The organism is Corynebacterium sp. SA-MJD20WY100 (genome assembly GCF_039822565.1).
In the GTDB taxonomy this organism is placed as follows: Bacteria; Actinomycetota; Actinomycetes; order Mycobacteriales; family Mycobacteriaceae; genus Corynebacterium; species Corynebacterium phoceense_A.
Map to the genome: position 1 here is coordinate 16,174 of NZ_JBCJKS010000014.1, position 15,058 is coordinate 31,231.

The 15,058-nt window shown below is 64.2% G+C and carries 13 protein-coding genes; 4 read left to right on the forward strand and 9 right to left on the reverse strand.

Translation table 11 applies throughout. From position 1 onward, the window contains the following. Window positions 1-5: 5 nt before the first annotated feature. From ABJ196_RS08620 to ABJ196_RS08650, 7 genes are all read right to left on the reverse strand, one after another. Window positions 6-1,244 carry a YibE/F family protein gene (locus ABJ196_RS08620; RefSeq protein ID WP_347306232.1) on the reverse strand — a complete coding sequence of 413 codons (1,239 nt, stop codon included), beginning with the start codon at window positions 1,242-1,244 and terminating at the stop codon, window positions 6-8. Between the two features lie 40 nt (window positions 1,245-1,284). Beyond that, complete coding sequence (locus ABJ196_RS08625; RefSeq protein ID WP_347306234.1) at window positions 1,285-2,502, reverse strand: pyridoxal phosphate-dependent aminotransferase; 1,218 nt, start codon at window positions 2,500-2,502, stop codon at window positions 1,285-1,287. A gap of 27 nt (window positions 2,503-2,529) precedes the next feature. Next, window positions 2,530-3,159: a DUF1707 domain-containing protein gene (locus ABJ196_RS08630; protein WP_347306236.1), complete on the reverse strand. Its 630-nt coding sequence runs from the start codon at window positions 3,157-3,159 to the stop codon at window positions 2,530-2,532. 10 nt (window positions 3,160-3,169) lie between these two features. Further along, window positions 3,170-4,504, reverse strand: a complete 1,335-nt coding sequence (locus ABJ196_RS08635) for a cation:proton antiporter (protein ID WP_347306238.1) — start codon at window positions 4,502-4,504, stop codon at window positions 3,170-3,172. A 462-nt stretch (window positions 4,505-4,966) separates the two neighbouring features. Then, the gene (locus ABJ196_RS08640) at window positions 4,967-6,919 is read right to left on the reverse strand and encodes an ABC transporter ATP-binding protein (protein ID WP_347306240.1); all 1,953 of its coding nucleotides are present in this window, start codon (window positions 6,917-6,919) and stop codon (window positions 4,967-4,969) included. Between the two features lie 3 nt (window positions 6,920-6,922). Next, window positions 6,923-8,638 carry an ABC transporter ATP-binding protein gene (locus tag ABJ196_RS08645; protein WP_347306242.1) on the reverse strand — a complete coding sequence of 572 codons (1,716 nt, stop codon included), beginning with the start codon at window positions 8,636-8,638 and terminating at the stop codon, window positions 6,923-6,925. A gap of 84 nt (window positions 8,639-8,722) precedes the next feature. Continuing rightward, entirely contained in the window at window positions 8,723-9,160 is a 438-nt protein-coding gene (locus ABJ196_RS08650; RefSeq protein WP_347306244.1) for a methylenetetrahydrofolate--tRNA-(uracil-5-)-methyltransferase, read from the reverse strand. Between the two features lie 158 nt (window positions 9,161-9,318). On the opposite strand from ABJ196_RS08650, the gene ABJ196_RS08655 reads away from it, so the two are divergent. From ABJ196_RS08655 to ABJ196_RS08670, 4 genes are all read left to right on the forward strand, one after another. Continuing rightward, window positions 9,319-10,104: a phosphoadenylyl-sulfate reductase gene (locus ABJ196_RS08655; protein WP_347306246.1), complete on the forward strand. Its 786-nt coding sequence runs from the start codon at window positions 9,319-9,321 to the stop codon at window positions 10,102-10,104. Window positions 10,105-10,133: 29 nt separating this feature from the next. Next, window positions 10,134-11,048: a sulfate adenylyltransferase subunit CysD gene (gene cysD, locus ABJ196_RS08660; protein ID WP_257036029.1), complete on the forward strand. Its 915-nt coding sequence runs from the start codon at window positions 10,134-10,136 to the stop codon at window positions 11,046-11,048. Continuing rightward, window positions 11,048-12,340 (forward strand): GTP-binding protein, encoded by a 1,293-nt coding sequence (locus tag ABJ196_RS08665; RefSeq protein ID WP_347306249.1) that lies wholly within the window; start codon window positions 11,048-11,050, stop codon window positions 12,338-12,340. The genes cysD and ABJ196_RS08665 overlap by 1 nt, the downstream gene beginning before the upstream one ends. Before the next feature lie 301 nt (window positions 12,341-12,641). Next, entirely contained in the window at window positions 12,642-13,760 is a 1,119-nt protein-coding gene (locus ABJ196_RS08670) for an RNase H family protein (RefSeq protein ID WP_347306251.1), read from the forward strand. Between the two features lie 90 nt (window positions 13,761-13,850). Here ABJ196_RS08670 and ABJ196_RS08675 read toward each other — a convergent pair whose 3' ends face one another. Then, window positions 13,851-14,240, reverse strand: a complete 390-nt coding sequence (locus tag ABJ196_RS08675) for a trypsin-like serine protease (RefSeq protein WP_347306253.1) — start codon at window positions 14,238-14,240, stop codon at window positions 13,851-13,853. Continuing rightward, window positions 14,233-14,748, reverse strand: a complete 516-nt coding sequence (locus ABJ196_RS08680) for a trypsin-like peptidase domain-containing protein (RefSeq protein ID WP_347306255.1) — start codon at window positions 14,746-14,748, stop codon at window positions 14,233-14,235. The genes ABJ196_RS08675 and ABJ196_RS08680 overlap by 8 nt, the downstream gene beginning before the upstream one ends. Window positions 14,749-15,058: the final 310 nt, after the last annotated feature.

Consider the following 15,058-nt stretch of genomic DNA (forward strand, 5'->3'; position numbering starts at 1 on the left):
CAAAGCTAGCGCGGTGCGGATTCGGAAACGACCTGGAGAGCGCGACGCTCGGGGACTGTGAGCGCTGCGATGATCGTGGCGAGCGGCACGGCGATGGTGAGCGCCGCGGCGCCGATGCCCGAGCGTAGGAGCTCGGTGGATACGAGATCGGAGACCAGGATCTGGCCGGCGGGACGCTTCGCCGCCGTGATGAGGATGAGCAGCGGGAGTGCGGCGCCGGTGTAGGTGAGCACGAGGGTATAGACCATCGAGGCGATGTGGTCGCGGCCGACCTTCATCGCGGAGACGAAGAGGGAACCAGCGCGGGCTTCGGGCTCGGCAGCGGCGAGCTCCGTGACGGTCGAGGCCTGGGCGATGGCGACGTCGTTGAGGCTGCCCAGCGCGCCGATGATGAACCCGGCCATGAGCACGCCGATGACAGACACAGTGGGCAGGTAGAGCACGAGTTTGAGGTTGTCCTCGGAGCTCAGTCCCTGCAGGTGTGTCGTGCCGATCATCGCCCAGGCGAGGAGTGCTGTGACGCCTAGGGCGAGGAGTGAGCCACCCATCGCGGCAGCGGCTTTCCAGTTCACGCCGTGGACCATGGGCACGGCGATGAGCACGATGATGGAGCACGCGAGCAGCGTGACCACGATGGGATTATGCCCCTGGAGGAGCGCGGGGAGCAGGAAAAAGAAGACGACCGCGAGTGAATAGGCGAGCCCGAGGAGCGCGCGCAGGCCCTGCCACGCGCCGAAGCCCACGATGATGATCGCCACGATGGCGGCCCAGATCCACAGCTCGCCGCCGCGCTCGTAGTCGGCGAAGGAATAAGTAAGCGAGCCGTCAGGGTTGGTGGCCTCGGAAAGCAGGACTTCTTGGTCAACCTCAAGCGTCGGGTCGCCGGTCACGCCGTGGAAGACGAGCTGCGTCTGCTTGCCTTCATTGGCCCCACTCGTGATGTCGAGCAGCGCGCGTGTACAGGACGTGTCCTCCTCGAACGCGGGGCGCAATGGCGGCTCGTCAAACGCCGTGCCGGTGAGCGGCGAGGCGCACAGGTGATGGTCGACCGTCGTAACGTGCGCCGTAATCTGTGGCTGATTGAGCGCGTAGGTTCGTGTGAACTCGGGGCTCAACGTCGGGGTGCCCGAAGGCCACTGCCATGCGAGCCCGATCGCGGTGAGGAGGAAAGCGAAAAGCAGCGCACCGGCCAGGCCGACGCGCCATGGGTTGCGGCCGGTGACCGGTGCGGAATGTCGAGACATGTTTCCTATTGTGAACCATCTGCAGCAATAGTGGAAATTGCTACTGTTTGTAGCTCACGAGGAAGTTGCCCAGGCGCTCGATGGCATTCTCGATCTGCGAGGCCCACGGCAGCATGACGATGCGGAAGTGATCCGGGTTCGGCCAGTTAAAGCCCGTGCCTTGAACCATGAGAATCTTTTCCGCGCGCAGGATGTCGAGCATGAGCTTCGTGTCGTCGTGGATCTCGTAGACGTTGGGATCTAGGCGCGGGAACGCGTAGAGCGCGCCCATCGGCTTCACACAGCTGACACCCGGAATTTTGTTGAGACCCTCGTACGTGACGTTGCGCTGCTCGAGCAGGCGGCCGCCCTGACCGGTGAGCTCGTAGATGGACTGGCGTCCACCGAGCGCGACCTGGATGGCGTGCTGGCCCGGCACGTTGGCGCACAGGCGAGTGCCTGCGAGGAGATCGAGGCCTTCGATAAAGCCGTGAGCGTGCTTCTTCGGTCCCGTGACGACCATCCAGCCGGCGCGGTAGCCGGCGACGCGGTAGGCCTTGGACAGGCCGTTGTACGTGATGGTGAGCAGATCTGGGGCCAGCGAGGCGATCGAGATGTGCTTCGCACCGTCGTAGAGGATGCGGTCGTAGATTTCGTCGGCAAGGATGAGCAGGTCGTGCTCGCGGGCGATGTCGACGATGCCCTGGAGGATTTCGCGGGAGTACACCGCGCCCGTCGGGTTATTCGGGTTGATGACGACGATGGCCTTGGTCTTCTCCGTCACCTTGGCGCGGATGTCCTCGAGCGACGGGTTCCAGTCGTCTTCCTCGTCACAGAGGTAGTGCACCGGGGTGCCGCCCGCGAGTGAGGTCGCCGCCGTCCACAGCGGATAGTCCGGCATGGGGATGAGGACCTCGTCGCCGTTGTTGAGCAGCGCCTGCGTCGTCATGGAAATGAGCTCGGAGACGCCGTTGCCCACGTAGACATCATTGATGTCGAAGTGCGGGAAATCCTCCAGCTCATAGCGCGTCACAATCGCGCGGCGCGCCGGGATAATGCCCTTGGAGGTGGAATAGCCTTGGGAGGTGGGCAGCGCCGCAATCATGTCTCGCATGATGACGTCCGGCGCGTCGAAGCCAAAGATGGCCGGGTTGCCGGTGTTGAGCTTCAGAATGGAATGGCCGTCGAGCTCCATGCGCTCGGCCTCGGCGGTCACCGGGCCGCGGATGTCGTACGCGACGCCCTTGAGCTTGTCTGCCTGATCGAAAATGCGAGTCATGCCGCCTAAGTCTATACCCCGACTAGGCTACTTTTCGTTCCACTGATTGAATTTTTTCTTTGCGAAATTCATGGCCTCGCCCGTGAGCTCGCTTGCCTGCTGGCGGCGCTGCGCCCACATCTGGGATTCGATGGCTTTCTGCTCTGCGCGCTGTGCCGCCGTGGCCTGCTGGATTTCCCGCATGCGTTGGCGCTCCATTTGCCGGGCGCTGGGCGTACTCCAGCTTTCCGGACCCACTTTCGCGACGTAGAGGAGGATCCACAGCACCGGTACCAGTGCTAAGAGGGTGACCACCCCAACGTCCGCTCCGACACCTGTGCCCGCAACGCCGACGGAGATGGCGGCCACGTTGAGGCCGATGGTGCCGATGAGCGCCGTGGCCAGACGTGGCTTCCGCGCCGCAGCTCGTGCCCGCTCCAGATCGCCGTGCGAGTAGACCTTGAGCTCTTGTGTGCCACGCGCCGGGATATCGGCAAAGAGCGGTACCAGATCGCGGCGCGTGGCCGCGCGCATGATGTCATCCGAGCGCTCTTCGAACTCGGACATGGTAATCCGTCCCTCGCCCACGGCGCGGGCGAGTTGGTTCATGGCGTCGGTGCGCTCGGCATCAGAAAGCCGCAGCGAATTATCAAACGGGGAGGCTCCAAAGCTAGTCACGGTGTCTATATTAAGCGTTTGAATCCTTGCGGAGCTCGTCCTTGACCGCTTGTTCTCTCTCAGCGTGCTCCGCTTCTTCCTTGGACTCGGCCGGGGAGTCTTCTTCTTGCTTCTCCTTCGCGTTCGGGTCAGTGCTGCGCACCAGAGAGCTCAGCAGCGGGAAGAGTACAACGGTGAGCGCGCCGCCGGCGATGAAGATGGACGCGTGTTCGTCATCCATGATGCCGGACGTGACTGCCACCGTGGTCACGGCGACGATGATCGGCAGGCCCGTCGCGGCGTAGAGCGCAACCTGCAGGCGCTCACGCGTGGTTTCGATTTCGGAGCCGGTGTGGTGGACGTTCTCGCGCAGGAAGACCGGCAGGCCGCGCGTGAACAGGATGAGCAGCGGGATGCCGATGACCTGGAGCGGCTTGTCCGCGATGACCTTCCAGTCGATGGACATGCCGGAGACCACGAAGAAGACCGGGGTGAGCATGGAGTAGCACAGCACGTTGAGACGGTTTTCCAGGCCCTTGTGGAACTCGTCCGGCACCACGCGGTTCAAGATAATGCCAGCCGCGAACGCGCCCAGGACGATGTCGAGCTCAAAGACCGCCGTGACAGCCATGAGGATGGCCAGGATCAGCACGATAAGGCGCAGAATGGTTTGGTTCGTCGCGCCCGCACCGGCGATAAACGCCCGCTTCACCCAGGGCGCGAGCTTGCCGATGGCCTGGGGCGCGACCGCCACAAAGACCGCAATGCCCAAGAAGGCCAGGAGGATGAGCGCCGTGAGCCACGTGGCGCGGGTACCCAACAACAGCGCCATCGCGGTAATCGGTGCGAGCTCACCAATGGCACCGTGGATCATCACGGAGTCGCCCACGCGCGTGCCGATGAGCTTGTCCTGCTTGAGCATCGGCGTAATCGTGCCCAGCGCCGTCGAGGTCACGGCGATGGCCATGACGATGGCGAGGGGAATCGTATCCACCAGGAAGTACGCGCCCGCGATACACGCGAGAAGACACATCAGCCACGTCGTAAACGCGGTCTTCGCTTGCTTGGATTTCAGCGTGCCGAGGTCAATCTCGAAGCCGGCGAGGAGGAATAGCGCGCCCACGCCAATCTCCTTGAGCATGCCGATGCCCGGATCCTCGTGCGCCAGATCCAGGATGGACGGGCCGATGATCATGCCGAAAATAATGAGCAGCGCCACCGACGGCAGGCGGTTGCGCAGCATCGAGGCCACGATGGGCGCGGCGAGCGCCACCGCCATGATCCAGGCGAAGGACACGAGCGAGGGCGTGTATTCGGTAGAACCTGCCGCGAGGACAACAACATCTGCGGCGAGAGTGTGAGTCATGCGATTAGAGTACTTTCCTCCCGCGCCGTGTGCCTACTCTCGGCGCCGCTCCGTGGCCCAACCGTTATCGATTTCCCACACCCCGCCGTGAGTGCGCCATTTCACCTGTTGCCAGAGAATTATCAGGAACTGCCAGAAAGCGCGCAGGCGCTCGTACGGCCTGCGCAAGGTGCGCGCCCCATACTGGGTTCATGCGTTTGAGAGGCGCATACCTGAGAGAGATAGAGAGATAGCCCCGGGTCCCGGGGTGGCGACGTGAGACACCGCCAATGGGACACCTCCTAAGAGAGATAGAGTCGCCTCGAGCCCCGGCCTTTCGGTCGGGGCTCGAGGCGTTTTCTTTGCCCGCGTGCGCCCAGGACGCACCGCCGAGCACTGCATTATCGGGCGCGTTAGCGACCATTTCCCGCGATTTTGGGCCTAGTGCACCCGAGATCACGAGGGGGAATGGTGTGCGAGGAACTAGTCCTCCGCGAACTGCGCCTGGTTGAGACGCCAGTACGCGCCTTGGGCCTCCAACAGTGAAGCGTGGGTGCCTTGCTCGACGATGTCGCCGTCTTCCATGACGAGGATGAGGTCCGCGTCACGGATGGTGGACAGGCGGTGGGCGATGACAAAGGACGTGCGGTCGGCGCGCAGGGCGTTCATGGCGTCTTGGACGAGGACCTCGGTGCGGGTGTCGACGGAGGAGGTGGCTTCGTCGAGGATGAGCAGCGCCGGTTGGGCGAGGAAAGCGCGCGCGATGGTGATGAGCTGGCGCTCGCCGGCGGAGACGGAACCGCCGTCCTGGTCGATGACCGTGTCGTAGCCGTCGGGGAGGGAGTGCACGAAGCGGTCGACGTACGTGGCCTTCGCGGCGGCGATGACCTCTTCATCCGTGGCATCCAGGCGGCCGTATCGGATGTTATCCATGATGGTGCCCTTAAAGAGCACGGCATCCTGGAGCACCATGCCCACCTGGGAGCGCAGCTCAGCGCGCGAGAGCGAAGCCGTGGAGATGCCGTCGAGGCGAATCTCACCCGAGTCGATCTCGTAGAAACGCATGAGCAGGTTGACCAGCGTGGTCTTACCGGCACCGGTGGGGCCGACGATGGCGGCAGTCTGGCCGGGCTCGACGCGCAGTGACAGGTCCTTAATCAAGGGTTTCTCCGAATCGTAGGAGAACGCCACATGATCGAACTCAACGAGGCCGCGGGCGCGGCCGGGATGGGAGGAGGGGGCATCGGGAAGCTGTTCCTCGGCGTCGAGGAACTCGAAGACGCGCTCGGCGGAGGCGACGCCGGACTGGACCTGCTGGGCCATGCCGCCCAGCTGGCCGAGCGGCTGATTGAACTCGCGGGAGTACTGGATAAACGCCTGGGCATCGCCCAAGGTCATCTGGCCGTGGGCCACGCGCAGGCCGCCGAGGACGGCGATGGCGACGTAGGACAGGTACGAGATGAACTGCATGATCGGCATCATGATGCCGGAGAGGAACTGGGCGAGGGACGCGGAGCGGAAGAGTTCCTCGTTGCGCTCGTCGAACTCGGCGGTCATGGCCTTGGTGCGACCGAAGACCTGGGCAAGCTCGTGGCCGGAGAAGGCCTCCTCGACCTGGCCATTGAGCAGGCCCGTGGACTTCCATTGCGTCTTGAATTGCTTCTGGGAGCGGGTGCCGATGACGCCGATGACGATGCCGGTAAGCGGTAGCGAGAGCAGCGCGATGAGTGCGAGGCGCCAGGAGACGTTGAACATCATGACGGTAATGCCCACCACGAGCAGGACGTTGTAGAACATCTGGCTGATCGCCTGTTGGAGGGCCTGCTGCACGTTATCCACGTCGTTGGTAGTGCGCGAGAGGAGGTCGCCGCGCTGGTTGGTGTCGAAGTAGTTCAGCGGCAGGCGGTTGACCTTGGCCTCGACGTCCTGGCGCAAGTCGTAGACCACGCCCATGACCAGCTTGTTGAGCCATAAGCCCTGCCAGAGCTGGAAGAGCGAGGACACCACGTACATGAGGATGACGAGGATGATGATCTGGCCCAGGCGCGTGAAGTCGATTCCGCTGCCGGGGTGGAGCTCCATGCCCGACGCCATGTCCGCGAACTGGTCCTGGCCAGCAGCGCGCAGGCCCGCGACGGCTTCTTCCTTGGTGGTGCCGGCGGGCAGCATGCGCGAGACGACGCCGGAGAAAATGACGTCCGTGGCCTTACCCATGATCTTCGGCGCGACAACGGCGAGGACAACGCAGATCACGTTGAAGAGGCCGATGACCGCGAGCGCCGCCTTGTGCCCGCCGAGCAGGCCAATGAGGCGCTTGGCCGAGGGCCAGAAGTTCTTCGCGGTGCGCGGGGCGGAGCCGGACCACTCGTCGCCGGCGGTGGCGGCTTCGAGCTCGTGGAGCTCCTGCTCGGAGAGTTCTTGAGTCTTTTTAGCCATGGTTTATGCCTCCACCGTCGCCTGGGATTCGACGATCTCGCGGTACGTCGGGGATGTCTCGAGCAGCTGCGCATGGGTGCCCTTGGCCACCACGCGGCCGGACTCCAGGACGAGAATCTGGTCTGCGTTCTCGATAGAGCTCACGCGCTGGGCCACGATAATCGCCGTGGCGTCGGCGGTATAGGAGCGCATGGCCTCGCGGACCTTCGCGTCCGTGATGACGTCGAGCGCGGAGAAAGAGTCATCGAAGAGATAGACCTTCGGTTTTGCGACGAGCATGCGCGCGATGGACAGGCGCTGGCGCTGGCCACCGGAGACGTTCGTGCCGCCCTGCGCGATGGGCATGTCGAGGTCCGTCACGAAGTTCGCCTGCGCGACTTTGAGCGCGTCCCACAGCTCCTCATCCGTCGCGTCGGGTGCGCCGGTGCGCAGGTTGGAGGCCACGGTGCCGCTAAACAGGTAGGGTTTTTGCGGGACCAGGGCCACGCGCTTGACGATGCCCTCTCGCGCCAGGTCGCTCGTTGCCACACCGTCGATCCGGACCTGGCCCTGCGTGGGCAGGTAGAGACGCGGGATGAGGGAGAGCAGCGTGGTCTTGCCCGAGCCGGTCGCGCCGATGATGGCGGTGGTCTGGCCGGGGTGGGCGGTAAAGGAGACGTTCTCGAGGACGGGGGCATCGGCGCCGGCGTAGGAGAACGTCACGTTATCGAATTCGACCTCGCCGGTCTCGTGTGCGGGCTCGATGGGGTGCTCGGGCTCGACGATGGACGGGGCGTGGTCGAGGACCTCGGTGATGCGCTTGGCGCAGATGATGGCGCGGGGGAGCATCATGGCCATGAAGGTGCCCATCATGATGGCGGCGAGGATCTGCATGAGGTACTGGAGGAAAGCCGTGAGCGAGCCGACCTCGACGAGTCCGTCGTCGACGCGGTGGCCGCCGAACCAGAGTACGGCGCCGGTCGCGACGTTGAGGACCACCGTGATAATGGGGAACATCGTGACGAACAGGTTGCCGATCTTGAGCGAGAGCTGCGTGATGTCCTCGTTGGCCTCGGTAAAGCGCTCGGTCTCGTGGGCCTCGCGGACGAAGGCGCGGACGACGCGGATGCCAGTGATCTGTTCGCGCAGCGTGCCGTTGATGGCGTCAAGCTTGTCCTGCATGACGCGGAAGAGCGGCATGAGCTTGGCGATGAGCGCGGAAATGACGCCGAGGAGCACTGCGACGGAGACCCACACGAGCCAGGAGAGGCCAGCGTCTTCACGCATGGCCATGATGATGCCGCCGATGGCCATAATCGGTGCGGCCACCATGAAGTTCATGGTCATCATGAACGTCATCTGGACTTGCTGGACGTCGTTCGTGCCGCGCGTGATGAGCGTCGGTGTGCCGAAGTGCCCCATGTCCTCGGCGGAGTAGCGCGCGACGCGGCGGAAGACCATCGCGCGGATATCGCGGCCGAGGCCCATGGCGGAACGCGCGCCGAACCACACGGCGATGACGGCGGCGATGACCTGGACGAACGCGACGGCGAGCATGACGCGGCCCGTGGCCCAGATATAGGGGACGTCGCCCTGGGCGACGCCTTGGTCGATGATGTCCGCGTTAAGCGACGGCAGGTAGAGCGTCGCTGCGGTTGAGATGGCCTGCAGCGCGAGCACGGCAAGGATATGCCAGGTGTACGGCTTCGCGTAGCGACCGATGAGTTTGATCAGTTCCACAAGGAACCAACCCTAGCAATCTTCGGTGTTAAAGCTTTAACTGCGAACTGGGGGTTCGCTTGCAGCGTCGCTTATGTGCGCGAACTACGCCATGGCGAGCTCGGTGGCGCGCACGCCGGCATGGCGAGCGCTGGACTGGATGGCCTCCCAGTCCGTGGGCTCCCCGCCGTCGAGAGGGACGCACAGGCCCTCCCACGTGGTCACGGGCACGCCGCGCGCCTTGAGCTCCAGGATGATGAGCTCGCGCTGGCCGGTCGCTGCGAGGCGGTGGAGCTCGGCGTGGGTGATATCCCCCTCTCCGGGGCGGGCGCCGACTTTCACGTTGCCGATAAGCCGCAGGCGCGGGGTGGCTGCGGGGCCGCAGGGATTGAAGGCATCGGAAGCATAGCGCTGGAGTAGACCGAGCGGTGCAGGGGAGGGAGAGATAAGGTCGACGCACATGCCCGCAGCGATGAGGTGTTCTGCTGCGGACAGCGAGGATGGGCCTTCGCCGACGATGATGACGCGCTGGTCGTCGTGCATGCGTGTCGTCCTTTCTGCATCTCTAGACTAGATTGTCTACAAATATAGACCGAGCCGTACGCCTTGCGCAATTAACATTCATCACATCGGGCAAGCTCACGCCCCGTAATGTCCGGTTCGGGCTGCAGCAGACTGCGTGGTTCTTTAGAGTGTTCGGCATGACAGAACCGATTAATCTCCTGGACGCGGGAAAGACGTTCCGCGACCCGGCCATGAGCCCCGAGGGCACGCGCGATACCGCGCCGCTTGACCCCGAGGTGGCCGCCACTAACCGCGCGCTCGTCGAGGACTGGGCAGACAAGCTCCATGACGCGACGGCAGAAGAGATCATCGAGTGGGCCGCCGAGCACGCGCCGGGCCGCCTCGCTGTGACGATGTCTATGGAGAATACTGTTCTGGCCGAGCTCGCGCACCGCGCGCACCTCGACGCGGACCTCCTTTTTATTGATACGGGCTTCCACTTCCCGGAGACCCTTGAGACCGCCGACCGCGTCGCGGAGCGCTACCCGGACCTCCCGCTCGTGCGCGTCCTCCCGCTGTTGAGCCCCGAGGAGCAGGACGAGATCTACGGCCCCCGCCTCTATGCTCGCGACGTCGCCGCGTATAACCGCATGCGTAAGGTCGAGCCGCTCAACATGGCGATGGACCCCTACGTCGGTTGGGTCACCGGCCTGCGCCGTGCCGACTCTGAGCACCGCGCCACCGCGCCGGCGCTGAGCCTCGACCACCACGGCCGCCTGAAAATCTCGCCGATTATTACGTGGGACCTCGATGACACCGACGCGTACATCAAGGACCACGACCTCATCATCCACCCGCTCACGCTCAAGGGCTACCGCTCCATTGGCTGTGCCCCGCTCACCTTCCCCGTCGCCGACGGCGAGGACGCGCGCTCTGGCCGCGTTTTTGCGGATGGCAAGACCGAGTGCGGATTACACGAATAAAGGGCTGCACGAACAAGAGGAAACACGACATGACTACTGCAACCAAGACACACCTTTCGCCGCACCTCAAGGACCTGGAGAACGAATCCCTCCACATCCTGCGCGAGGTCGCCGGCCAATTCGACAAGGTCGGCCTGCTCTTCTCTGGCGGCAAGGACTCCGTGGTCGTCTTCGAGCTCGCCCGCCGCGCCTTCGCTCCGGCCACCGTGCCCTTCGAGCTCCTCCACGTCGACACCGGCCACAACTTCCCGGAGGTCATCGAGTTCCGCGACCGTCTCGTCGCCGAAACTGGTGCCCGCCTCCACGTCGCGAAGGTCCAGGACTGGATCGACCGCGGCGACCTCCAGGAGCGCCCCGACGGAACGCGCAACCCCCTGCAATCCGTTCCACTCGTCGAAACCATCGCCGAGCGCCAGTACGACGCTGTGTTGGGCGGCGCCCGCCGTGACGAGGAACGCGCCCGCGCCAAGGAGCGTATCTTCTCCATCCGCGACTCCTTCGGCGGCTGGGATCCGCGCCGCCAGCGCCCCGAGCTCTGGGACCTCTACAACGGCGGCAAGATGGCCGGCGAAAACGTCCGCGTCTTCCCCATCTCCAACTGGACGGAGTCCGATATCTGGGAATACATCGGCGCCCGCAACCTGCAGCTGCCGTCCATTTACTATTCCCACCAGCGCGAGCTGTTTAACCGGGGCGGCATGTGGCTGTGCCCCGGTGAGTGGGGCGGCCCCAAGGAGGGTGAGGAGCTCGTGACCAAGACCGTGCGCTACCGCACCGTGGGCGACATGTCCTGCACCGGTGCCGTCGAGTCCACCGCGTCCACCCCGGACGAGATCCTCGCTGAGATTTCCATCTCCACCCTGTCCGAGCGCGGCGCCACCCGCGCCGATGACAAACTCTCCGAGTCCGCCATGGAGGACCGCAAGAAGGAAGGCTACTTCTGATGACTACCGCTATTGATACCGCAACGCCGCAGGTAGCCGCCCTCAAAGAGCGTGAGACCCTGCGCCTGTGCACCGCCGGTTCCGTAGACGACGGCAAGTCCACCTTCGTGGGCCGCCTGCTCTACGACACCAAGTCCGTACTCGCCGACCAGGTCGAGTCCATGGAACGCTCCTCTGCGGACCGCGGCTTCGACGGCATGGATCTTTCCCTCCTCGTCGATGGTTTGCGCGCCGAGCGTGAGCAGGGCATTACCATCGATGTCGCCTATCGCTACTTCGCAACGGATAAGCGCACGTTCATCCTCGCGGACACCCCGGGCCACGTGCAGTACACCCGCAACACTGTGACCGGCATGTCGACCTCCCAGGTCGTCGTCCTGCTTATCGATGCCCGCTATGGCGTCGTCGAGCAGACCCGCCGCCACCTCAACGTCGCGGCGCTCCTGGGCGTGCGCCACGTCATCCTCGCCGTGAACAAGATCGACTTGGTCGACTATGACGAGGCGACCTTCCGCGCCATCGAGGAGGATTTCGACTCCATCGCCAACCGCCTGGGCATCACCGACTCCACTGTCGTGCCCATCTCCGCGCTCAAGGGCGATAACGTTGTCGAGCCGTCGACCAACATGGATTGGTACACCGGCCCCACCGTGCTGGAGGTCCTTGAGTCCATCCCCGTCACCGGTGGCCGCGCGGAGGAGCTCGACTTCCGTTTCCCCATTCAGTACGTCATCCGCGAACATGCCTCGGACTACCGCGGCTACGCGGGCCGCGTGAAGGCCGGCTCCATCGCCGTGGGCGATGAGGTCACCGCCCCGCACGGCCGCACCACGACCGTGACCAACATCGACACCACCGATGGGCCTGCCGATGCCGCCTGCGCCGGCGACTCCATCGTCCTCCGGCTTGCCGATGAGATCGACCTCGCCCGCGGCGATCTCCTCGCCGCCGGCCCCCGCCCGGAGCCCGTCCGCGAGTTCGCCGCCACCGCCGTTGTCCTCACCGAGAAGGACCTCACCCCGGGTCAGATGCTCACGCTGCGCTACGGCGCGGCCCAGGTCAAGGCCCGCATCACGAGTGTCGACCGCATCCTTGACCTCGACGGCATTGCCGACACCGACAACCCCGACAAGGCCACCCTCAACGACATCGCGCACATCACGCTGCAGACCGCCCAGGAACTGCCCGTGGAGGACTACGCCGCTCGTGGCGCCGTGGGCAACTTCCTGCTCATCGACCAGTCCAGCGGCAACACCTTGGCCGCTGGCTTCGTGGGGCAGCGCCTGCGCTAGGCCGCACCTTGTGTAGTGGCCCTGAATTCGGCCGGACATCGCAGAAAGCCTGTGGTGTCCGGCCGAATTTTGTGGTTTTCGGGGCGACATTTTTGTAACCTAGGGCCTTTGACCTCGCTCGATGCTGACGGTGATCGAACGAACGTGGATGCCGCGACGGGGGCTTTCGCATGCTCGTTCTAGGCTCCGGTCTTAAGCGCCCATGCTCATGTCGAGTCGCTTCTTAAGGTGGACACCATAGCGCGCAATCCCGAGCGCTATGACCGATGTCGACCCTCGTAGAAGAAAAGGAACCAATCCCATGTCCGCCCCCTATTCCCACACACCCGGCACGCTGACCCCTCATCCGGCTGCCATCGCTGCCTCCGCGCGCCCGGTCGCTGCATCGCTCGTCGTCTATGGTGCGCTGCTCACCGTTGACTCGGTCCGCTACGCGGTCGTCTCCACCGGCTGCAATGGTCGTGCCAAGGACCTCTTTGTCCGCGTCCTGACGCCAGCCAAGGAGCGCGGGTTTGGTGGCGATCTCGAGGACTGCCGCATGCAGGTCGCTCGCGCCGAGGCACTGGACCTCGCCGGCGTCATGGCAGAGGCCTTCCACCGCCTGTGGTCGCAGCATGCCGCTCCTGCAGAGGACGGCACCACGGCCGTGTACGTCTCCTCGCCGGAGGTCTGCCAGGTGCTCACCGCCTACCCGGAGGAGTACCCCGGCATGGTTGTGCGCACTGTTGTCTCCGGCGCCGCCATGCAGTCCACGTGGCAGGCCTGCCGCACCTGGCACTCCGCCGCCGTGACCTCTCTGCAGGACGAGTACGAAGCCAAGCGTGCCCGCGAAGAGGAAGCCAAGGCTGCTGCCGAATACGCGGCTCTTGCTCACGTTGTCGTTGGCACGGACGCCTCCCGCAACACGTACGGCTCTACCGCTGGCTGGGCAGCCGCGTCCTCGACCGGCGACCTTTTTATTGGTAGCCTGCGCGCTCAATCCATCGCGCCCGCTGAAGCCACTGCCATAGCCTCGGCGGTGCAGGGCTACGGCCACCGTGGATTCCGCGTCATCGACGTGCTCACGGACAGCATGACGTGCTATCGCCTCTTCAACCAGCCGGAGGAGTACCCGGGCCTTCTGCATCACGTTGGCATGAAGAAGTGTGCGCAGATTGTCCAGGAATGGCGCGACGCCGGCGTCGTGGTCAACGTCCACTGGGTGCGCGGCCACCACGGCCACCTGCTCAACGAGTTCGCGGACCGCGCTGCGGTCTACGCGCGTCGCGACCGCGAGTGGAGGCTGCACGGCGGCCGCAACACTGCCGTCTGGGACCGCATCCGCGACGAGTTCACCGAGGCCCTGGCACACGCGGACATCGAGGCCCTCATCGGCATGGAGTCCAACGAGGACTTCCACGCCGCCCCCGCCCTCGCCTAGTTAAGGTGGGGGAGCCCCACGGCTCAGCCACACTCCAAGAATGTCAAAGCCGACGCATTCACTGCGTCGGCTTCTGTGCGTGCCTACTCGTTAGATGAGGCCGAACTGCGAGGCGAGGCCGCCGAGTACGCCCAGCAGGCTGATGACGGCAGTGATGATGCCGATGATCGAGCCGGCATCCAGCGACGAACCCGCATCAGAGCTGCTCGAGCCAGGAACGAGGTCCGACGGATTCGGAATGATGGTGCCCGGAACAGGCGGCGTGGGATCCGACTGGGACGACACGACCGGCGTCACTCCTGCGTTGGTCAGCAACGCGGCATCGACGGACAGCGGTCCGATGACGTTCATCGCTTTGTCGGAGAAGAATCCCGTCGCCGAGGCGCCCGAAATGACACCGATGATCTCGCCGTTGTTGTTGACTACCGGTCCGCCCGAATCGCCGTGCTCCCAGGAGGAACCATCGCTGGTCTCACCCATGAGCGGGGGAGAGCAACTGACCATCGAAACTCATGGAGGTATTCGAGGACACGGGAATCGTGACAACGCCGCGCGAGATGCGTAGCGTGTTGTTCTCGTCGCCACCCATTCCATAGGCAGCGAAGGCGGACTTCGAACGGGCAGGAACCACGGAAGTGCGGGCGATATCCCCAGTCCAGGTTCGGCCCAGCTTGAGCACGGCGAGGTCGGACTTGTTACTTGCAGTGAAGCCAGTAACGGGGATGACGGTGCCATCCGGTGCCGTCACTGAGGTCGGATCGGCCTGGGTTGTGCAGTGGCGGGCAGTCAGGATAACGGTCGGTGAAATGGCGGCGCCGGTACATACAAACTCGCCACCTGCGACGTCGGCGGTGACGCGCGCGGCGGTGTTCGAGAGGGCATCGGAAGCAATCGGCGCATTGTGAACGGCCGACGCCGGCGCCGCCATGAGGGAGGTGGCGGCAGCCAGAGCGACGGCAGTGGGTGCGAGGCGAGAGGCGAGAGGCATGAAGCAAACTCGAGATTGAGTGATAGAGCGGGCGAAAGGAACAGAATTTCCTTTCTTAATTTAATAATCGTTTGTGAATTTCATAGTGTTTCACCAGGTGACATAAATCATGCACATATACGTGACATGCAGGCTTTTGGGGGGACCCGCGGTCAATCCAAACGGAGAAAGACGTGGAAGTAGTTTCCTGCGTCCTCAGTCTTTGTCGAGCCATGAGGTTAAAAATTTCGGTCTTTTCGCCGCCGTGCACCTGGACTTCGCGCCGGGGCACTTTCAGCCGGGCAGTCTAGGCTGTCTCGCCCACTGCGCG